Here is a 22,019-nt window from a genome sequence, read left to right on the forward strand (position 1 = left end):
GTTATAATTCTAAAGAAAAGAAAAAAGGAGCAGAAAATTAATTCTAACTCCTTTTATTTTCATAAGGGACTTTTTCAGTGCCCTCCTTGTACAGGGCTCTTTTTTTTATAAAATTTCCTTTACGAAAACGTTTGAAATATATACTTTTGCAAAAAAATTAAAACACTACAAACTAAAATACCATATGGCAATTAAAAATGACACCTACGAAAAAGAACTGGCTTTTCAAGCAGATCGTAGACGAGCAACTATTGAATTTATAAAAATTGTAAGCGACCTTTGGTACGACAATGCCATTGAACTCGTTCTTTTTAGAAATCAGTTGATTGATAAAAGCGTGAGCGAGATTATGAACCTGCATAAGTATGCCGGGGAATTTGTTCAAAAACCCATTTCCATCTTCGATTCGGTAGATCTTGCCCAAGCAATAAAAAACATGAACCTTCCTTCTTCCAAAATAGACATCGGGAAGCTCACCTATGAATACCATTTGGAAGATACCAATCACTCTGATGCGGTTTCTTTTGTGATTAATAAGTTAAAAGATGCCCACAAAACCAAGGAGATAGAACCAAAAGATGTAATTCTGTACGGTTTTGGAAGAATTGGTAGGCTCTTGGCCAGAGAACTTATGGCAAAAACGGGCATAGGCTCCCAACTACGGTTAAGGGCAATTGTTACCCGTGGCGAAATTACCGAAGAAATATTACAAAAAAGAGCTTCGCTACTCGAAAACGACTCCATTCATGGCTTCTTCCCGGGAACCGTAACCATAGATATTGCCAAAAAAGCGCTTGTAATCAACGGCACTACGGTATACTTAATAAACGCTTCAGCACCTGAAAAAATAGATTACACCGTTTACGGAATAAAAAAGGCATTGGTTATAGACAATACTGGTGCCTACAGAGATGATAAATCCCTGGCCAAGCATTTAAAATCCAAAGGTGTAGAAAAGGTCCTGCTTACCGCCCCCGGTAAAAACGTGCCCAATATTGTTTACGGCGTCAACCATGCCGAATACAGCCCTAATAAATACGATATTTTTTCGGCCGCTTCATGTACAACCAATGCCATTACGCCCATTTTAAAAGTTGTTGAAGATGCACTAGGGATTGTAAAAGGACATTTAGAAACCATACATGCTTATACCAACGACCAAAATTTGGTAGACAATATGCACAGCAAATACAGAAGAGGCCGGGCAGCCGCACTTAATATGGTAATAACTGAAACAGGTGCCGGTAAAGCCGTTGCAAAAGCACTGCCCAGTTTGGATGGTAAATTAACATCAAATGCTATTAGGGTACCGGTTCCAAATGGCTCTTTGGTGGTTTTAAACCTGGAAGTGGAAAAGCCTACTTCAAAAAATGCCATCAACTCAACCTTAAAAAAATATGCCCTGGAAGGAGATCTGGTGGAACAGATTAAATATTCTCTTAACAATGAGTTGGTTTCTTCGGATATCATTGGAACTTCCGCTCCAGCGATATACGACAGCAATGCCACCATTGTATCTTCCGACAGAAAAAATATTGTACTTTACATTTGGTACGATAATGAATATGGGTATAGCCACCAAGTAATCAGGTTGGCAAAATATATAGCCAAAGTAAGAAGGTTTACATACTATTAAACCCGAGTTTGATTGTTCCATTCATTGATAAATAAAAAGGGAGCCTTACGTTTTTAACATAGAATAAAAACAAGGCTCCTTTTATATTACGTATTTATTAGCTAATTTTAGTATCTTATTACTATACGTATTAAGTATGAAGCTAATAATACCAACCTTTTTTTCGAAAACCTTTATATCTGTTGGCTTTATATTCTTAATGGGCAATTTTTTATGTGCCCAGGAAAACGACAGTATTTACGATCACGATATAACCAAGCAGGCATGGTTTACCTTCCAGCCGGGATGGCAAATTAGTGAACGGGTTAAATTAAATACCGAAATAGGCTACCGTACCGTAAGCCCAAAAAGCTGGAACCGTTTTAATACCAAAGCCGAACTAAGTTATGCCCTGGACGAGTTTAATTTGAGAAAGTTTGTTTTCGACCAGCGTTTGGTTAGTGGGGTTGGCTATTATTACATTCATAATTTTAATGATATCGACGCTTTCGAGCTACGTATTTACCAAGGCTATAAAATTGGGTTTAACCTAACCAACAGAATAGATTTTTTACATTATTTTAGGTTGGAAGAACGTTTTACCAACCCTTTTAGGGACGATGGCTCGTCTTTTGGTTTAAGGTTGCGCTATAAAATTACGGGGAACATTAACCTTGAAGGGCTTTTCGTTTCTAAAGGGCGTGGTTTTTATATCCCAATAGATGTTGAATTTTTCTTTAATATAAAAAGCTCCAAACAAATTAACGACATTATACGCTTGTCTCCGGGAGTTGGATATGTTGTGGACCCTACCTTTAAAATCCAGTTCAATATATCGTACCATTATACCAAACAGGAATTTGAAGAGCTTGTAAGGACAAACGATATCATTTTTAGGTTAAGGGTATACAAAACCTTTAAATTGAAAAAAGACAAAAAACCCGGAACTTTATAAAATCCTTGAAGATTTTTTTATTATTAAAAACAATATCTTAATATTGTGCTCGTTAGCAGTAAAAACGTAACTTTGCAACCCCAAATTAACATTTTAACGAATGAAGATGACGAGAAAGACACTTTTAACAGCAATCACATTATTTCTATTTTCAATCTTTTCGGTTAGCGCGCAGCAACAATCCGAAGAGGAAGAACTGTCTTTAACAAAGGGAAGTATCAACAACCAGTTTGAATACATTTTCCAAAAGGCCAACAATTATCAAGACTATAAGGTAGTCAAGAAAAATTGGCTTTATCTGTTGAAGAAAAACACCCTCGACTCTGTTGCAAGGCTCGAAAAAGAGTTGGCTGCCTCCAAGCAGTTAACAGGCACCCAGGAAGGCAAAATTGGAAGCCTAAACAAAGAACTGGCATCTACAAACCAACAATTAACCACGGTAACCGAAGAAAAAGATAGCATTTCTTTTTTCGGTGCTTTAATAAATAAGCCTGCGTACAAAGGCATTATGTGGGGGATTGTAGCAATTTTAGCGCTCATTCTCGGGTTGTTTATTTACAAGTTTAAGAATGCCAATGTGGTTACCCAACAGGCAAGAAAAGCACTGGCCGAACTTGAAGACGAGTACGAAGAGCACCGACGAAAAGCCCTGGAAAGGGAACAAAAAGCAAGAAGACAGCTTCAGGACGAAATTAACAAACAAAAATTGGCAAAATCTAAATAAGGTTTTGGATTTTAAGATTTTATTAGACTCCCCTTTCGGGGAGTTTTTTTATCTTAATACTTTCTCAAATAAAAATACATGTCCAAAAGAAAAAAGTTATCTTATGTAGTCTTAACCGTTGTAATAATATTGATAATCTTCAGGCTATTGCTGCCCGGCATAGTTAAACGCTATGTAAACAATACACTTCAGGATATTCCGGGGTATTGGGGGCATGTGGAAGACATCGATATTAATTTATACCGCGGTGCCTATGTAATTCACCAGTTAAAACTGGATAAAATAGAAGGCGAAAGCAATATCCCTTTTCTGGATTTTGAAAAATCGGATATTTCCATTCAATGGAAATCTTTATTCAATGGAAAAATAGTAAGCAAGATTAATTTATATAAGCCCAAGGTAACCTATATTTTCGAGGAGCAGGTCAAAGACTCGGTAGAGCCTACCAATGAAGATTGGAGCGAAGCTTTAACCGACCTGGTCCCGATAGACATTAACAAACTCAATATTGAACAAGGAAAAGTGGGCTTCCTTCAGTTTAACAAAAGTCCGGACGTAGACCTTTACATCGACCAAATATCCCTTACAGCCACAAACTTGCGGAATGTGGTAGACAAAGAGCAAGAACTTCCATCTTCCGTAAAGGCAACGGCGATAAGTATTGGGCAAGGTAAAATTAATTTGGATGGCAAAATGGACCTCGTCCAGCAAATTCCCGATGTGGACTTTGATTTTTCGCTTGAAAAAGCCAATGTTACGGCATTGAATTCCTTTACACTGGCCTATGCCGGGTTCGACTTTGAAAAAGGGAATTTCGACCTTTTTAGTGAAGTTGTAATTAACGACGGATATTTAAAAGGCTATTTTAAGCCAATCTTAACCGACACAAAAATTGTAGATGCCTTTGGCAAAGAAGGCAGCAACATCTTCAAAAAGGCTTGGGAAGGCTTTGTCGGTTTCTTTAAATTCATCTTTAAAAACCAAAAACAGGACACTCTGGCAACTAAAATACCTGTTGAGGGCGACCTAAACGATGTAGGTTCAAACATTTTTACTACTATTGTAGGCATTTTTAAAAATGCTTTTATCAAAGCCTATAAAGGCGAAGTAGACGAATCTATAGAATTTAACGATTTAGAAAAAGAAAAATAGCACTTTCACTCAACACATAACCATGAGAATAGATATTATTACCGTACTCCCCGAATTGCTTAAAAGTCCGTTTGAAGCCTCGATTTTAAAAAGGGCCATAGAAAAAGGGCATGTAGAAATCCATTTTCATAATTTAAGAGACTATGCTACCAACAATTACAAGACAATAGACGATTACCAATTTGGCGGTGGTGCGGGAATGGTCATGATGATAGAGCCGATAGACAAGTGCATTTCAGAACTTAAGGCAGAGAGAACATATAATGATATTATATATATGACCCCCGATGGACAAACACTTAACCAAAAAATAGCCAATGAACTTTCTCTTAAAGGAAATTTAATTGTGTTGTGCGGGCATTACAAAGGGGTTGACCAACGCGTTAGAGACTTGTTTGTAACCAAGGAGATCTCTATTGGAGATTATGTGCTTTCTGGCGGAGAACTTGGTGCTGCCGTGTTGTGCGATGCAATTATTAGGCTACTTCCCGGTGTTTTAAACGATGAGACCTCGGCCCTGACCGATTCCTTTCAGGATAATTTACTGGCGCCCCCGGTTTATACAAGGCCAGCCGATTACAAAGGGCATACCGTTCCGGAGATTTTATTAAGCGGAAATTTCCCTAAAATAGAACAATGGCGGGAAGAAGAAGCCTACAAACGTACCAAAGAAAGAAGACCGGACCTTTTGGATGAATAAAAGTGCTTATGTAAGGTTATTGGGTGTTACATTGTTATACTGTTATGATGTTACGTAGCTATGTCGTTGTTCGCATTGGTTGGACTGTTGAGTTCAGCGTTGAGAGTCCAGAGGTTCAAAATTCATCTAACAACGATTAACTAGTAGAGCTCTAGTCACTTCGACGAAGGAGAAGTCGCATGCTATTTATAAGTTAATGAGGAAAAGGGTTTTCTAGTTGATTGTTGAGAGTTGATAGTCTAGGGGGTGCAAAGATTCAAAGTTACAAATGTGCAAAGCTCTACAATTAACAATTTCCCTAGCCCCTAGCCCCTATTTCCTATTGAGGTTTATACTCATATTTTATTCCTATTTTTAGGTATTCATAAAAACCAACCTCATGAAACTAAAGTTCACCTTCTTTTTATTTTTGATTATCGTGTCTATGCTGCATGCACAAGTTAAAATTCCTGCTTATTATCAGCAAGAAAAAAGCTTTACGGACGCCCTTGAAAAAATTATAACAAATGCCGGACTGAACGGCAGTTATGATGCTGGCGAGGACGGAATGGAGAAAATATCATTTGCCGTAATAGACCTTAACGGAAGACAACCTGTAATTGGCGGTGTTAATATGAACAATTTTATTTATCCGGCATCTGTTTACAAAATGTATGTTGCCATGGAAATCCTGAAACAAGTAAGCAATAAAGATTATTCGCTGTACAAAACCTATGTGGTAAAGTCACCAAACGACGTAGACACAGCAAAAGAAATATTCAACGATCCCCGCCCTTTGCTCAAAAATGGAGATACCGTTACCGTTAAATACCTGTTGGACTTAATGATTACCCGAAGCGACAATTCGGCTGCCAATTGTTTAATCGACCTTGCCAACCGAAAACACATAAACAAAACCATGCATGCCTACAATTGGCACGGGAGCGAGGTTACCCGTAAATTTTTAGGCAGGCAATTTGAAGACCCCGGGTACGATACCATTAGGGGAACAGAAACCTCTGCCCTGCATGCAGCAGACTTTATGTACAAAATAAACACCGACCAACTTGTTAGCCCATGGGTTAGCATGCAATTAAAAGTACTACTCGGCGGGCAATTGGATAAAAGTAAACTTGCCGCGGGATTGCCGGACAATGCCATGTATTACCACAAAACGGGCTGGTGGAGCATTTATACAAACGATGTTGGTATTGTAGACGATGGGAAAATTAAATATATCATTGCACTTTTTACCCCGATACAAGAAGAAGAAGTGGCCTTGAAAATGAAAAAAGTTTCTGACGAAGTTTATAAGTTGATCAGCAAAAGAGCAGCTAATTAATGGAGCTTTCTAGATTAGCTCGATTTTTAGATAATCGAGTTAAACTTTGAACATTATGCAAAAACAAATGATATGCCCAAGTTGAAAGTAAAAACAGATCCGAAAGTAGAAAAGGTTTTTGCCCATTATCCCGACTTTGTTAGACCTAAAATGCAGTATTTAAGAGAATTGATAATAGAAACGGCAGAAGATATGGATGACGTAATCGTTTTGGAAGAAGCCTTGAAATGGGGAGAACCAAGTTTTGTTACCAAAGACGGTAGTACATTACGAATAGATTGGAAAGAAAAAACACCCGACCAGTACGCAATGTATTTTCAATGCACGAGTAGATTAGTAGATACGTTCAGGTTTGTTTTTGACAAAAAATTCCAATTTGAAGGGAAGCGGGCAATAGTTTTTCAACTAAATCAGAAAATCCCTAGAATGGAATTAAAGGAATGTATAAAAGCTTCTTTAAGGTATCATAAAGTGAAAAAACAAATAACATTGGGAATATAAAAAGCTTATTGCAAACATTGTTGCATATTAAATAGTTTGTTAGATTTTAGGTTCATTGTTATGCTATAGTACTACGTTGTTATGTTGTTACGTAGCTATGTCGTTGTTCGCATTAATTGAACTGTTAAGAGTCTAGAGTTTCAAAGGTTCAAAGTTCATCTAACAACAATCAACGAGCAAAGTTCCGGTCACTTCGACGAAGGAGAAGTCGCATAAAGTAATGAGGAAAGGAAGTTTTCAAGTTCAGAGTTTAAGGTTATTATACTGTTACGATGCTATGTTGTTGAGAATCCAGAGGTGCAAAGTTGCAAAGATTCAAAGTTGCAAAGGTTCATAAGTTCAACAATTAACCATTAACAAATAACAGTCATCAATTAACTAATCCCTGATCCCTTTTCGCTAACAATTACGACCATCCAATTAACATTTAAAATATGCTCAGTATCCGGCTGCATGAGCCATTTAAAAAGAATAGCGGTAAAAAATTAATCATAAAAGATTGTTTTTTAAGGAATAATAATTAATTTTGCATCCAATTTCAGATTAACCTCTGACGATAATCGTGAACGTTAATTTGAATCAACTTTTATAAACATAGCACGATGGAAGCTTTAGTAAAATTTGTACAAGACGAATTTATAGAAAAAAAGGATTTTCCTCAATTTTCAGCAGGGGATACCATTACGGTTTACTACGAAATTAAAGAAGGTGAAAAAACACGTACACAGTTCTTTAGGGGCGTAGTTATACAAAGAAGGGGCGCTGGCGCTTCAGAAACCTTTACCATTAGAAAAATGTCTGGTACCGTAGGCGTAGAAAGAATTTTCCCTGTCAACATGCCGGCACTTCAAAAAATAGAGATCAATAAAAGAGGTAAAGTACGTAGAGCACGTATCTTCTACTTTAGAGGTCTTACCGGTAAAAAAGCTAGAATTAAAGAGGTTAGATCATAACCCTATTCAAAATAGAACTTCGAAGTCACGCCAAAAGCGTGACTTTTTTTATTAACAATTGTTAATAACCCCTGTTTGTATCTTGTTGATTAATAAAACGTTAAAAAATTGCAACCTATTCGTTTTTTGTGCTATATTTACAATAATGTTTTAAGGAATATTATATGTTCTTAAAAATAGTTGTTTTTAAAGTGTCTCAAGGATAAAGGTCTTACGGCCTCACTACCGACAGAAAGTTTGAATTTAGCACGTAAAAATGTTAAATCAGTGCCGAAAAAGTTGAAACAAAGGTTTTAAACTTAAGTAGGATGAGAAAACAGCAATGAAGCATCTGGGTTAGGTCTTGATTACATTGTTGAGAAAACTTGAAGATGTTTCAATAGAAATAGGAATATTATAAATTATGGAAAATTCAAAATGAATCTACATAATCATATAAGAAACTATTTCTAAGAAAGCCATGTCAAAACATACATTGTATTGACATGGCTTTTGTTTTATCACTAATTTTATCTAATTGGTTAGCTTTCTATTGCTTAAAAAATGTTTTAAATTGTATATTTGCCAAGTTTAATTTAAAATTAGTTCTTCAAATAAATGTCACAAACACCAAAAATTCTTTATACCAAAACAGACGAAGCGCCAGCATTAGCTACTTATTCATGGCTTTCGATTGTTAAAGCATTTACTGCAACATCAAATATAGATATAGAAACAAAAGATATATCACTTGCCGCTAGGATTCTGGCCATTTTTCCTGATATGCTTTCAGAAAACCAAAAAGTTCCCAACGATTTGTTGGAATTAGGGGAAATTGCAAAAACCCCGGAAGCCAATATCATTAAACTTCCCAATATCAGTGCCTCTATCCCGCAGCTTGAAGACGCCATTGAAGAGTTACAGGCAAAAGGATTTAACATCCCCAATTACCCTCACGAACCTAAAAACGACAAAGAAAAAGAGATTAAAGCCCGGTTCGACAGTGTAAAGGGAAGCGCCGTAAACCCGGTGTTAAGAGAAGGTAATTCTGACAGGAGAGCGCCAAAAGCGGTTAAAAATTACGCCAAGAAAAACCCGCACAGCATGGGTGCATGGACCTCAAGTTCCAAATCGCATGTAGCGACCATGGAAAGTGGCGATTTTCGTTCCAACGAAAAATCGTTGACCATACCTAATGCGCAAAGCATAAAGATTCAGTTTGTAGATAACAACAACAATAAAAGTATTCTTAAAGAACAAATAAAGTTGTTGGACGGCGAAATTATAGATGCTACCGTAATGAGCAGGAAAGCATTGGTAGATTTTCTGGAAGAGCAAGTAAAAGACGCCAAGGAAAAAGATGTATTGTTTTCGGTGCATTTAAAGGCTACCATGATGAAGGTTTCAGACCCTATTATCTTTGGGCACACCGTAAAGGTATTTTTTAAGGAGCTTTTTGAAAAGCATGGCGCCCTTCTGAAAAAAATAAATGTTGAAGAAAATAACGGTTTGGGAGACCTTCTTGAAAAAATAGAAACTTTACCCGATACCGAGAAAAAAGAAGTAAAAGCTACCATTAACAAAATATTAGCCGAACAACCAGATTTGGCAATGGTAAATTCTGATAAGGGGATTACCAACTTACATGTTCCAAGCGACATTATTATTGATGCCTCGATGCCTGCCATGATTCGAAACTCCGGTCAGATGTGGAATGCTCAAGGCAAAAGCCAGGACACCAAAGCCATTATTCCGGATAGCAGCTATTCCAGCATTTACCAGGCAACAATAGATTTTTGCAAAGAGCACGGGGCTTTTGATCCCACTACCATGGGTACCGTTCCCAATGTGGGCTTAATGGCTCAAAAAGCTGAAGAGTACGGTTCGCACGATAAAACATTTGAAATTGCCGGGAACGGTGTTGTTCAAGTGCTGGATGCAAACGGAAATGTTATTATTGAACACCAAGTAGAAGAAGGTGATATCTGGAGAATGTGCCAGGTAAAGGACCTCCCTGTTCAGGATTGGGTAAAACTTGCTGTAAACAGGGCAAGGGAAACAAATACCCCTGCCGTTTTTTGGCTGGACAAAAACAGGGCCCATGATGCTGAATTGATAAAAAAAGTAAATCTTTATTTAAAAGACCATGATACTTCAGGTTTGGACATTAAGATCATGTCGCCTGAAAAAGCAACCTATTTTACGTTGGCTAGGATTAAAGATGGAAAAGACACCATTTCGGTTACGGGTAACGTATTAAGGGATTATTTAACAGACCTCTTCCCTATCCTAGAAGTAGGAACCAGTGCAAAAATGCTTTCCATTGTGCCTTTAATGAATGGTGGTGGTCTATTTGAGACCGGTGCCGGTGGCTCTGCCCCAAAACATGTTCAACAGTTTTTGGAAGAAGGCCATTTACGTTGGGATTCTTTAGGAGAATTTTTGGCACTGGCTGTTTCATTAGAACATTATGGAAACGTAAACAACAACAACAAGGCCATTGTGCTTGCCAACACGCTTGATGATGCTACTGGAAAATTCTTGGAAAACGATAAATCGCCCTCTAGGGTTGTAGGAGAACTCGATACAAGGGGAAGCCATTTTTATCTGGGCTTATACTGGGCACAGGCATTGGCCGCCCAAGAGGAAGATAAAGACCTTAAAAATGTTTTTTCTCCAATAGCAAAAGAACTTACGGAAAAAGAAGCCGCTATTGTTGGAGAGCTTAACAATGCACAGGGAAAACCTGTAGACATTGGTGGTTATTACCTTCCTAATATTGAAAAAACAAGAACGGCAATGCGACCAAGTGCCATATTTAATGGTATATTGGATAAAATTTAATAACAAGCATATTAATATTGTACATATAAGGCCTTCTTTTTGAGGGCCTTTTCTTTTTAACCTGAACTCGATTATTCTAACTTTTTCAAAATGCTTTTAGATAGTGAGATGTAAAGCTTGTTTTTTGAATAAATCGTTATGATATATTTTCAATCTTATATGAATATGAATGCTTTTAACTGAGAAAATATTATTGAGTTTTGTTATAATAGTGTGAAATTCTTATCGTTTCTTCTTTATTCGTCCTATTTTTAATACCAAAAGAAAAAGAATGACCAACCACATAAAAATTTGCCTTTTCTTTTTATTCGGAATTGCATCGGCACACGCCCAGGAAAAAGTAACACTGAGCGGAACCATTGCCGAAGCATCCAGCAACGAAACTCTTATTGGGGTAAATATCATTATCCCGGAACTAAACGTAGGAACATCTACAAACGCTTATGGTTTTTATTCCATAACCATTCCTCCCGGTACCTACAAAGTGCAGGTAAGTTATTTAGGTTTCAAGAATATAGTGGAAACCATAGCTATTAATGATGATGTAAAAAAGGACTTTTACCTCATGAACGATGCCGAAGAACTGGATGAAGTTGTTATTGAAGAGGACATCGAAAAAATTAGCATTAAAGAACCGCAAATGAGCGTAAACACGCTTACAACGGCCACCATAAAAAAAATCCCGGCCGTTCTTGGGGAAGCCGATGTTATAAAATCTATTTTATTGCTCCCCGGGGTCAGCAATGCCGGTGAAGCAGCTTCTGGGTTTAATGTGCGCGGTGGCGCCGCCGACCAAAATTTAATCCTCTTGGACGAGGCCATTATTTTTAATTCAGATCATTTATTTGGCTTTTTTTCCGTTTTTAACCCCGATGCCATAAAAAACATAAAGCTGTACAAAGGCGGAATCCCCTCAAGGTATGGCGGCAGGGTATCATCGGTACTGGATATTTATCAAAAGGACGGGAACAGTAAAGATTTTCATATGACGGGCGGTATCGGCGTGGTTGCCAGCCGTCTTTTGGCAGAAGGCCCCATAGTAAAAGACAAAGGCTCTTTTTTAATTGGTGGGAGAAGCTCGTATGCTCATCTTTTCCTAAAACTTACCAACAATGAAAATTCTGCTTATTTTTACGATCTCAATACCAAGCTTTCATACAAATTTAATGACAACAACAGTTTGTACCTCTCGGGTTATTTTGGTCGGGACGTTTTTAATATTAGCGACAGTTTTAACAACGTTTATGGAAACGCGGTGGCAAATGTAAGGTGGAACCATTTATTTTCAGATAAGCTGTTTTCAAACCTATCTTTAATATATAGTGATTACTATTATGGGCTCAGTTTGGATTTTGTTGGCTTCAACTGGAATAGCGGCATTAAAAACTTCAACTTTAAATACGACTTTAAACATTACTTATCCAATACCCTTAAATTGCATTACGGGGTCAATAATATCTATTACAAGTTCAATCCCGGGGAAATAGAACCGGAAGGAGAAAACTCTGGGGTCAACTATTTTAAATTGGTAGATAAATATGCCAATGAGGCTGCCGCTTACATAGATATTGAACAAAATATTACGGAAAAACTTTCTGTTGAATACGGAATAAGGTTCAGCAGATTCGACAGGTTGGGGCAAAGCGAAATTAATGTATATGAAAACAACAATCCGGTAACATATAACCAAGACCTCGGGATATATGAAAAAGCAACGCCAATAGATACCATTAGCAAAAGTAAAAGCACATCCATTGCTGCATTTAACAACCTTGAACCCAGGCTTGCGGTATCTTATGCCATAGACGATTCTCAATCGGTTAAAGCAAGTTACAACCGGATGACACAATATCTACATCTCATTTCAAATACCAGCTCTCCTACCCCGCTGGATGTATGGGCGCCCAGCGGTCCCTTTATCAAGCCTCAAATATTAGATCAGGTTGCTATTGGATATTTCAAGGATATCAACAACAATGCATACTCTTTGGAAACCGAAGCGTTTTATAAAAAAATTAAAAATAGGATTGATTATATCGATGGGGCCGATCTTATTGCCAACAATGCCATTGAACAGGTTATTTTAAACGGTGAAGCAAAAGCCTACGGAATAGAGGTCTTACTTAAAAAAAATCTTGGCAGGCTTCAAGGCTGGCTTGCCTATACACTATCTGAATCTAAACAGCGAACCCCCGGAAGAAACAGTACAGAACCCGGTATTAACAATGGCGATTGGTATTTTACTCCTTATGATAAAACCCACGACATATCGGTTACTGGATCTTATATGCTTACCAATAAATGGAGTTTTGGCGCCAATTTTATTTTCCAGACCGGAAGACCCGCTACTTTTCCTTACGGACAGTATGAATACGAAGGGATAAACATACCCAGTTACGGACCAAGAAACAACAACAGACTTCCCTTTTACAACCGCTTAGATCTATCGGCCACGTACATACCCAAGCCTAAAACAAATAAAAAATGGCAAGGCGAATGGGTTTTTAGCATCTATAATGTTTATAACAGAAAGAATGCCGCTTCTATTACCTTCAGGGAGAATATGGAAGAACAACGAAATGAAGCTGTAAAACTTTCCATTTTTGGCATTGTCCCGTCAATTACTTATAATTTTAAATTTTAGTGTCATGAAATCTCCATCAATTATACATTCGCTAAATAAAACAATAAACAAGGCTACATTTTCATCTCATATATCAAAAAAGATAAGCCCTTTGCTTATGCTCCTATTTTCCTTGTTTCTAATTTCTTGTGAAGAAGTTGTGGACGTAGATCTTGACACAGCACCACCAAGATTGGTAATAGAAGCATCCATTAAATGGGAAAAAAGTACTTCTGGTAATGTTCAACAAATACGTTTAACCACTACCGCGCCTTATTATGCCGATGAAGTACCCCCGGTACATAACGCCACGGTATATATAACCGATGAAGATGGGAACCAATTTGATTTTATCGAAGAAGATAATACCGGATTTTATACAACCGATAGTTTTATCCCTGTAATGAACACTACATATAACCTTACCGTAGTGCATGACGGAGAAACCTATACGGCCAAAGAGACACTGTTGCCGGTTTCGGACCTTACGTATGTTACACAAAATAGCGGTGATGTTTTTTCAGAAGAATACATAGAGATAAAAGCATATTTTAACGATCCCGCCGATGAAGAAAACTATTATATGTATACTTTTGATGCCGAAAAAGACAATACCATCGACGTAATAGAAGACCGTTTGGTTAACGGAAACGAGGTTTTTGCATTTTTTGTTAGTGAAGACATCCAGTCTGGCGAAGATGTGGACATTTCCCTTAGCGGAATATCCAAACAATATTACAATTACATGTATACATTGCTCGCCCAGGCAAATGAAGGCGGTGGCCCATTTGAAACCCAACCGGCTACCGTTAGGGGAAACATTATAAATACAACCAATCCCGATAATTTTGCGTTCGGCTACTTTAGATTGTCGGAAACCGATAAATATACCTATACTATTGAGTAATTATTTTTACTTTTGAAGCATGAATTTTACTAAAACCACAGAAGAACCGTCTAAATATAATCACCTTGAAAAAATGACGGTTAAAGAACTATTGGCCAATATAAACCAAGAAGATAAAAGTGTACCCCAAGCAGTAGAAAAAGTAATTCCTGCCATTGAAACCTTGGTACAGGAAATTGTTCCAAAACTTAAAAATGGCGGACGCTTATTTTATATGGGGGCAGGCACCAGCGGACGCTTAGGTGTTGTAGATGCATCTGAGTGCCCACCAACATTTGGCGTTCCTTACGACATGGTTATTGGCATTATTGCTGGTGGCGATATAGCCATAAGAAAAGCTGTAGAATTTGCCGAAGATTCTTTAAACCAAGGCTGGGAAGACCTCCAAGAATACAATATTTCCAAAAAAGATGTTGTAATTGGCATTGCCGCATCCGGCTCTACCCCTTACGTAATCGGAGCCCTAAAAAAATGTAATGAAAACGGCATCGTTACCGGATGCATTACTTGTAACCTACATAGTCCAATGGCCCGGGAAGCGCAGTTTCCTATAGAAGTTATTGTAGGCCCGGAATTTGTTACGGGAAGCTCCCGCATGAAAGCTGGAACAGCACAAAAACTGGTATTGAACATGATTTCCACCTCTGTAATGATACAATTGGGTCGCGTGGTCGGCAACAAAATGGTAGACATGCAATTAAGCAATCATAAATTGGTAAACAGGGGAATTAAAATGATTATGGATGAAATAAATGTCGACAAAACCATAGCTGCAAATTTACTAGAAAAACACGGAAGCGTTAGAAATGCCATAAATGCCTATAAAGATGAAAAGAACCAATAGAGAACTTTTCTTTAAAAGCCTTAAATATTTTGCCTATACGGTACTTTTAATGTTTATGGCGCCCACCGTTATATATCAAGCATTTAAAAACCAAACGCACCCATGGTACTGGCCCGTTTTAATTTTGGGGCTGTTATTGGCCGTTGCAGCTATTATCATGGGATTTTACAGTTTAAAAATTATTATGAAATCCTTTTTTGGGGATGAATAAATAAAGGTAATCATAAAAAGCTCAAGGGCCGGACATACAAGTTTTCACTTCTATGCCGGCCCTATCGCATTAATTAACAAATTGCTTCTTTAAGCCTTTAAAGCTCTTTTATTTTTATATCCTTCCAATATACTTTTATACCGCCCCCATCGTGTATCTGCAATGCAATTTTTCCATTGGCCTGTCCAATTTCATCATCGGTAAAGCTAATCATCTCATGCCCGTTCAACCAAGTGGTAACATGATTGCCTTCTACGCGGATTTTCATTTTGTTCCAATCTCCATACGCTAAATATTTATCTTTTTCCTTTTCGGGCTTAATAAGCCAACCACGCCCATAAGATTCGTAAATCCCTCCTGTGTCATGGTCTGGCGGGGCTACTTCGGCCTGCCATCCGCTTATTTTTGTTCCTTCAATACTCGACCTGAAAAATATTCCGCTATTTCCATCGGCTTCTTGCTTAAATTCAGCGGTCAATTCAAAATCGCGATAGGTTTTATCGGTAGCTAAATACCCATATTGCTTATTGGGTCCACTTTCTGAAACCAACAAGCCCTCATTGTCTACATACCATTTTTCTGTTCCGTATATTTCCCAACCATCAAGATTCTTGCCGTTAAATAAAGAAGTTGAAGAGCCACAAGCCATGGCGAGAAACAAAACGGTCAATGCCGCTATATGCCTTAATTTCATAATTTTCTAATTTTTATATTCTTAAACCATATAAAACTTCCGTGATCTTGCAAACCGATATAGCCGGTTTTAGCCTTTCCATAATCTGGATAATCTTTCCATTTACCGCTTTCCTTTCTTTTTTGCCAATCGTCGGACCAAGGAACAAAAGATACCGTTTGCTTACCGTTTAACCAATATTCAACCTTTTCATTTGTAAAAACAATCCTTGTAGTATTCCATTCGCCAGCCTTTTTTACCGCTCCTTCATAATCGGGGTTATACATACCGTAATCGGCACCGAGCGACTGCCATGACTCTAATTTTTCAGGAAACCCTATTTGGTCTATCATTTGGTATTCCGGTGCATTAAAATAAGGGGCTTTATACTGCTCTCCTTCCAGAACATGATAAAAAAGTCCGCTATTGCCGCCTTCAGATATTTTCCATTCAACAGAAAGTTCAAATTCACCATATTTTTCTTTTCCATAAATAATGTCACCGCCTATATCGCCTCCTTTTCCCAACGATTTTAGCATATCTCCTTCCAGCACCCATCCTTCGGGCAAGGTTTCGGCATTATAACCTCTCCAACCATCTGTGCTGGTCCCATCAAAAATATATTGCCAATCTCCTTCTTTCCTTTCGTGAATGGCTACTTCCTTGACTTCTTCTACAGTGGAAGAATCTGTATTTTCTTTTTCTTTGCTCTTACAAGAAATACTTGCATAAGCCATTATAAGTGCTATATATATAATTCTTTTCATTATAAATTAATTAGGTTTATTATATTTTTCGGGTCGTAATTACGATTTTAGCTTCATGTTTACCGGATCCCATTCCATAAATTTATTTTGCCTATAGCTATCATTGCACAATAATGCAGGAGCTGCGGCCCTAAAAGCAAACACAGGATCTTCTACAACGCTTCCGCCGTTGCGTATGGCATTAAAGAAGTTGGAAAAGTGATCGTAATGAGCGCCCTTATATCCATTTTCGGCTTTGTAAACAAGTTCCAATGGCGGCACCATATGTTTTCTATCGGATAGTTGAGTTTTGCCTTTCATCTTTTCTTTGGTAAATGGGTCGTCATCGTCAAAAGAATTGGCATTTCTTTTTAAAACAACTTCTTCCCATTTCACATCCATAGAACCTTTGCTTCCTACAATTTTTAAATACGTACTCCCGCTGGTCCCATCAACAAAATTACACCGCAAAGAAAGGTCAAAACCGGGATGTTGCTCCGTATCTGGGTAATCAAACATCCCCAACAACACATCTGGCACCTCACGTCCGTCTTTCCAATACCTTAGGCCTCCAGTAGCCGATATTTTTGTTGGCCCGTAAGAATTTGTAATGAAATGCAAACTTGAAAAAAGGTGTACAAACAGGTCGCCAGACATTCCGGTTCCGTAGTCTATATAATTACGCCACCTAAAAAAACGGTTTGCTTCATATGGGCGTTTATTGGTATTTGCAATATAGGTATCCCAATCTACTGTTTCAGGAGAAGCATCGTCTGGAATTGGGTACTGCCATGCCCCAATAGGCGAGTTTCGTGCCCAAAACCCTTCAGCATAATTAATATCGCCAATTGCTCCATTTGCCAAAAGTTCCTTCGCTTTTTCATTTCCCAAGGAAGATAACCCTTGGCTTCCTACCATGAATATTTTCCCGGACTTTTTCCATGCGTTGATAAGTTCCATGCCTTCGCCTACAGAATGTACCATGGGCTTTTCGCAATAAACATGTTTTCCTGATTTCAAGGCATCGATCCCAATTTGTTTGTGCCAATGGTCTGGAGTACCAATTATAACAGCATCAATATCGTCTCTTTTTAATACTTCCTTATAGTTTTTGGTTGTAAAAAGATGGCTTCCCCAATTTGCTTTGGCCGCATCGAGCCTTGCCGTATATAAATCGCATACAGCCTTCAATTCAATATTGGGGTGCTCTAAAGCGGTTAGCGTATCGGCTGTTCCCATGCCTCCGGCACCTATTAAAGCTATCCGTAGTGTACTTAAATCATTATTTCCATTGGTTCTTTTTAGAAACTCAAAAGGCTTGGTTTCTTTTGCAAAAGCCATTGGCGAAATTGTTGCAGCTGCCCCAGCAACACCAAGTTTTTTTATAAAACTCCGTCTATTTTTTTTATCCATAAAAGTGTATTAGTTGAATTAATAACCCTAATCTACTGATATAGGATGTACTAAAAGGGGTAATAAACGGGGTAATGTATAAAAATAGAAGGATTTAAGTCTAAAATAACCGATGTGTTATTAGTTTGAAAGCAGGCTTACATCGTATGGTTCCTTATAAAAGGATTCATAAAGTTTTTTATAGCTATCCATCACTTTTTTTGCCGACATGTGTTTCCCCTCGTTAACATAAAGTTGAATTTTTTTCTTAACAGCAGTTTCATACAATGGGTCAATAACCAAAATGGCGTCTATAATATTGAACAAGGCCTGATGCTCAATTTCTAGTTCTTCTTCAATATACGGGGTTAATATATCAAGAATGGTATTTCCGTAATCGGCCTTAAAACTATCTAGCCATTCCAAATCCAATTGGGGTAAAAAGGGGCCTTTATTGACCAAATGGGAAATGCTCATTACTTTTAACTGTTTGGTGCTGTGTTTTATATTGTTGAATAATTCAGGGATAAAGTGCTTTAACTCTAAAAGATCAATTCTAATGTCATTGGGGATTATCAAGCTCCATTTTTTATCAGAAAAAATAATATCGACGGGCAATTTACCCTCCAATATTTTTCTTAATTCCTTTATTTGTGTACTTCTGTTATTTTTTATACTTGCAGGAGTAAAATTGGGCCATAAGATTTCTCCCATCTTTTTTGAACTTATCCCTCCACTTTTAAGGGTAAATAGCAATAACAACAAAAATAGCTCTTTCCTTTTGGGCGATAGCAGGTGCGTTATATCTTCCATACCATTGGCACTTTTTAAAACCAGACCTCCCAATAACTCAATATGATAATCTCCCAAAACTATGGTCTCCTCGTTTTCAATCTTTACAATCTTTCTTGAAAATTTCTTTCTTCTTAATATCCAAACTATTATAAATACAATTAAACATATTCCCGCAAAATAAGCCCAAACTGGTAATTTTGCATTATTGCTCTTAACAGGAATGCCTTTTTGATATATGCTGTATATTTCATCATCGCTCAAGGCTCGGTTCCACATAGCAAAATCGCTCATTAAACCATTATAATATTGCCCCCATAAATTACTGCCTATTAAAACGGAATGGTCTGTATTGGCAATTGTTGATGCCTCTTTCTGGTCGATTAACCGACCATTGAGATAGAAAAAAACTTTATCGTTTGGCATATAAACATACGCAACATGAATCCATTCACCCGGTTTTATGTTTACTGCATAACTTGTATGGTCCTTAATTCCCGGGGTGGTAAACTGTAAGTTTCCATTGAATATCTTGGCAGAAAAAACTTCTCCCTTCCCAATAATACTATTGCTACCGGAAATTTTTTCGGGTTTGAGCCATACTGAAATTGTCAATTCCTGAAAATTTGCATCATCTGAACCATAATCGATATAACTGGAAACCCCATTAAAATAAGCAACCTTACCCTTATTGCTCTTTTTGTATTCAATATCAATTGGCGTTGCTCCATTCTCCAGTAAAATATTTTCAAGAAGATTTTCCTGAAACGGAAGGTGAAATTTAAGCTTATCGGTTAAATGATACTTATAGGCCCTAAAAATTTTGGCACTGTTTGTGTTATAATCATCAAAATTAAATATATCGGGAGAAAAACGATACCCTCTTTTTTGCGGCGACAATTTTGCTTCGGAAGTTGAAAACACACCTGTTGTAATTAATCCCGGCACCTCTTTCCAACCTACACCCTTTAATGGCTCTCCGTTAATCTCTACATTGACCGAATGTTCTTGCTCCAATATATCATAGCCCTGCGGAAAAACATTAATGCTCCACAAAAAAGCAAACACCGCAATAATATTAAAGTTAGTTTTCATTAATTGGTTTAGATGATTACAACTAAAATATAAAAAACTATTGAAGCTATGGCTATTTAATGAATAATCATGGTAACGCCCTTCATTTACAACCTATAAAGAAGCCTTATAAAAAACTTGTTGCAAAGAAGGCCTAACATTTAAGTTATATAGGTTTCTGTGAGTTCGTGTTGGGTAAACACGGTTGGACAAGAAAATAAACAAAAGCTTATTTACCGGGTCTGCCCATACGTATGTTCCGGTAAACCCACCATGACCAAAACTTTCCGGACTTACTTCTGGTGCTGGAGATGCATGAGCGATATCCAATTCCGAATTATTAAGTAATGGCTTATCAAAACCCAATCCACGTTTATTTCCGTTTTCGGGGTATTGTACTTTTGTAAATTCCTTCAGTGTTTTTTCAGAAATATAACGTTTGCCCCCATAAGCTCCCATAGACTGGTACATGTATATTAATTTAGCCAAATCGTTGGCGGTTGCAAACAAACCAGCATTTCCCGAAACACCGCCCAATAAACTGGCATTTTCATCATGAACCCAACCTTTTACATATGCCTTTCTGTATATGGTATCCAGTTCTGTTGGAACAATAAGCTTTTCTGGATATTTACCACTTGGGTTAAACATTAAATTGTATGCACCCAAAGGTTTGTATATACTGTCTATAACATAGTTTTCGTAAGGAACGCCTGTTAATTCTTCAATCAATTCAGGATAAATTAAAAAACTCATCCCGGAATATTTATATTTTTTTACATCCGAAACTTTAGACTTCCCAATAATTCTATACATTTTCTTCCTAAAATTCCTATTTAGATATAGGTCTTTGTATATCTTTACCGGAAAACGCTTGCTATATTCAGTCCGTACATACCTCCTCTTAAAATGTCCTTTTTTCAAAATTTCATTTAAAAAAATATAATAAGGCTCCAAACCTGCCTGATGCGCCAATATTTCCCGGACTGTTAAGTCTTTTTTATCCTTAATATGTGACCAGGGCTTCCAATAAGTACTGAATTTTTCATCAACATCTATTTTACCTTTATCAACCAGTTGCATCAAAACGGGCAATGGCCCTGTTATTTTTGTAACCGAAGCCAAATCGTATAAGTCGTCATTGGAGACAGGCTGTAGATTATCAAAGGTATGATACCCAAACGATTTATGATAAATTACCGTATTATTTTTGGCTACCAAAAGCTGGGCTCCGGGAAAAGCCTGCTCCCTTATGGCCGTATCCATAATAGAATCCACCTTTTTATGTATATACGAAGCATCCAAACCCTCGTCCTCGGGCTTTCCATAATTTAAGCGGATTAAGTTTTTTATTGTTATACCCGCTCCCTTCTTAAAATGCCCTTTTATATCCGCATTAAGTTTTCCACTACAGCCAACTCCACCAAAAATAAGCGATGCTGCATTATTCAAGCTTTCTTTTTCGCCATCGGCATACTCAATAAGTGTATCTGCATTAAAAATATAATTGTTATAAATAAAATTATCCAGTTTAATAAAAGAGACACCTATAATCTTCGCTTGAGGCAAAAGGCTAGTTATTTTATAGAGCAGTTCCCAATTAACTTCTTTATTGGCAATAGAAAATATAACAATATCATACCTTCCCAATTGCTGTAAAATATCTTTAGAATCCGTCAAATCAAACACATCGATCTTTGCATATTTCTTGAGCGTCGAATTAAACTCCCTTACATCGGCATTTCGACATAGGTTAACGCTTGCTATTTTATCGCCAAGATTTATAATAGGAATTACATTGGCATCATTCTTAAGGAGAATACACGGTTCAGCACCGTTTTGTGCATATATAGACGAGGTAAAAAGTAAAAAAAGGATTAAAAGTTTGGGAGTAAATTTCATACATCAATAATTTATATTGCAATTTACTAAATGAAAACAGATATAAGTTATCAATATGCATTTTAATTATAACGTACCCCTTAGCGTAGTGCACCGGTCGCACCGGCCAAA

18 protein-coding genes are annotated in these 22,019 nt (G+C 37.3%); 13 read left to right on the forward strand and 5 right to left on the reverse strand.

The genetic code is table 11. The features are described from left to right. Nucleotides 1-184 precede the first annotated feature (184 nt). The 13 genes from UXI14_RS17395 (at nt 185) to UXI14_RS17455 (ending at nt 15,329) form a co-directional block, all read left to right on the forward strand. Nucleotides 185-1,636, forward strand: coding sequence for a glyceraldehyde-3-phosphate dehydrogenase (locus tag UXI14_RS17395; protein WP_335967249.1), 1,452 nt, complete (start codon nt 185-187; stop codon nt 1,634-1,636). 136 nt (nt 1,637-1,772) lie between these two features. Then, a complete protein-coding gene (locus UXI14_RS17400; RefSeq protein ID WP_335967250.1) occupies nt 1,773-2,570 on the forward strand; it encodes a DUF2490 domain-containing protein in 798 nt (265 codons plus the stop codon). A 106-nt stretch (nt 2,571-2,676) separates the two neighbouring features. After that, complete coding sequence (locus tag UXI14_RS17405) at nt 2,677-3,294, forward strand: tRNA (guanine-N1)-methyltransferase (RefSeq protein WP_335967251.1); 618 nt, start codon at nt 2,677-2,679, stop codon at nt 3,292-3,294. Nucleotides 3,295-3,372: 78 nt separating this feature from the next. Continuing rightward, the gene (locus UXI14_RS17410) at nt 3,373-4,446 is read left to right on the forward strand and encodes a DUF748 domain-containing protein (protein ID WP_335967252.1); all 1,074 of its coding nucleotides are present in this window, start codon (nt 3,373-3,375) and stop codon (nt 4,444-4,446) included. 22 nt (nt 4,447-4,468) lie between these two features. Continuing rightward, complete coding sequence (gene trmD, locus UXI14_RS17415; protein ID WP_335967253.1) at nt 4,469-5,146, forward strand: tRNA (guanosine(37)-N1)-methyltransferase TrmD; 678 nt, start codon at nt 4,469-4,471, stop codon at nt 5,144-5,146. Nucleotides 5,147-5,525: 379 nt separating this feature from the next. After that, entirely contained in the window at nt 5,526-6,467 is a 942-nt protein-coding gene (locus UXI14_RS17420) for a serine hydrolase (RefSeq protein ID WP_335967255.1), read from the forward strand. A gap of 72 nt (nt 6,468-6,539) precedes the next feature. Then, entirely contained in the window at nt 6,540-6,968 is a 429-nt protein-coding gene (locus tag UXI14_RS17425; protein ID WP_335967256.1) for a DUF1801 domain-containing protein, read from the forward strand. 602 nt (nt 6,969-7,570) lie between these two features. Beyond that, entirely contained in the window at nt 7,571-7,921 is a 351-nt protein-coding gene (gene rplS / locus UXI14_RS17430; protein ID WP_277899585.1) for a 50S ribosomal protein L19, read from the forward strand. A gap of 597 nt (nt 7,922-8,518) precedes the next feature. Next, entirely contained in the window at nt 8,519-10,744 is a 2,226-nt protein-coding gene (locus UXI14_RS17435; protein WP_335967258.1) for an NADP-dependent isocitrate dehydrogenase, read from the forward strand. Nucleotides 10,745-11,015: 271 nt separating this feature from the next. After that, entirely contained in the window at nt 11,016-13,388 is a 2,373-nt protein-coding gene (locus tag UXI14_RS17440; protein WP_335967259.1) for a TonB-dependent receptor, read from the forward strand. A gap of 4 nt (nt 13,389-13,392) precedes the next feature. Next, nucleotides 13,393-14,274, forward strand: coding sequence for a DUF4249 domain-containing protein (locus UXI14_RS17445; RefSeq protein ID WP_335967260.1), 882 nt, complete (start codon nt 13,393-13,395; stop codon nt 14,272-14,274). A gap of 19 nt (nt 14,275-14,293) precedes the next feature. Continuing rightward, entirely contained in the window at nt 14,294-15,118 is an 825-nt protein-coding gene (murQ, locus tag UXI14_RS17450) for an N-acetylmuramic acid 6-phosphate etherase (RefSeq protein ID WP_335967261.1), read from the forward strand. Next, complete coding sequence (locus UXI14_RS17455) at nt 15,102-15,329, forward strand: DUF6095 family protein (protein ID WP_335967262.1); 228 nt, start codon at nt 15,102-15,104, stop codon at nt 15,327-15,329. The genes murQ and UXI14_RS17455 overlap by 17 nt, the downstream gene beginning before the upstream one ends. A 97-nt stretch (nt 15,330-15,426) precedes the next feature. On the opposite strand, the gene UXI14_RS17460 is transcribed toward UXI14_RS17455, so the two are convergent. From UXI14_RS17460 to UXI14_RS17480, 5 genes are all read right to left on the reverse strand, one after another. Next, a complete protein-coding gene (locus tag UXI14_RS17460) occupies nt 15,427-16,023 on the reverse strand; it encodes a DUF1080 domain-containing protein (RefSeq protein WP_335967263.1) in 597 nt (198 codons plus the stop codon). Beyond that, entirely contained in the window at nt 16,020-16,769 is a 750-nt protein-coding gene (locus UXI14_RS17465) for a DUF1080 domain-containing protein (protein WP_277899592.1), read from the reverse strand. The genes UXI14_RS17460 and UXI14_RS17465 overlap by 4 nt, the downstream gene beginning before the upstream one ends. A 39-nt stretch (nt 16,770-16,808) precedes the next feature. Continuing rightward, on the reverse strand, nt 16,809-18,161 hold the full coding sequence (locus UXI14_RS17470) for a Gfo/Idh/MocA family oxidoreductase (RefSeq protein ID WP_335967264.1): 1,353 nt from the start codon (nt 18,159-18,161) through the stop codon (nt 16,809-16,811). A 120-nt stretch (nt 18,162-18,281) separates the two neighbouring features. Then, nucleotides 18,282-20,027 carry a LamG-like jellyroll fold domain-containing protein gene (locus UXI14_RS17475; RefSeq protein ID WP_335967265.1) on the reverse strand — a complete coding sequence of 582 codons (1,746 nt, stop codon included), beginning with the start codon at nt 20,025-20,027 and terminating at the stop codon, nt 18,282-18,284. A 93-nt stretch (nt 20,028-20,120) separates the two neighbouring features. After that, nucleotides 20,121-21,908, reverse strand: a complete 1,788-nt coding sequence (locus tag UXI14_RS17480) for a serine hydrolase domain-containing protein (RefSeq protein WP_335967266.1) — start codon at nt 21,906-21,908, stop codon at nt 20,121-20,123. Nucleotides 21,909-22,019 lie beyond the last annotated feature (111 nt).

The sequence above is a fragment of the Galbibacter sp. PAP.153 genome (assembly GCF_037029175.1).
GTDB classification, from domain to species: Bacteria; Bacteroidota; Bacteroidia; order Flavobacteriales; family Flavobacteriaceae; genus Galbibacter; species Galbibacter pacificus.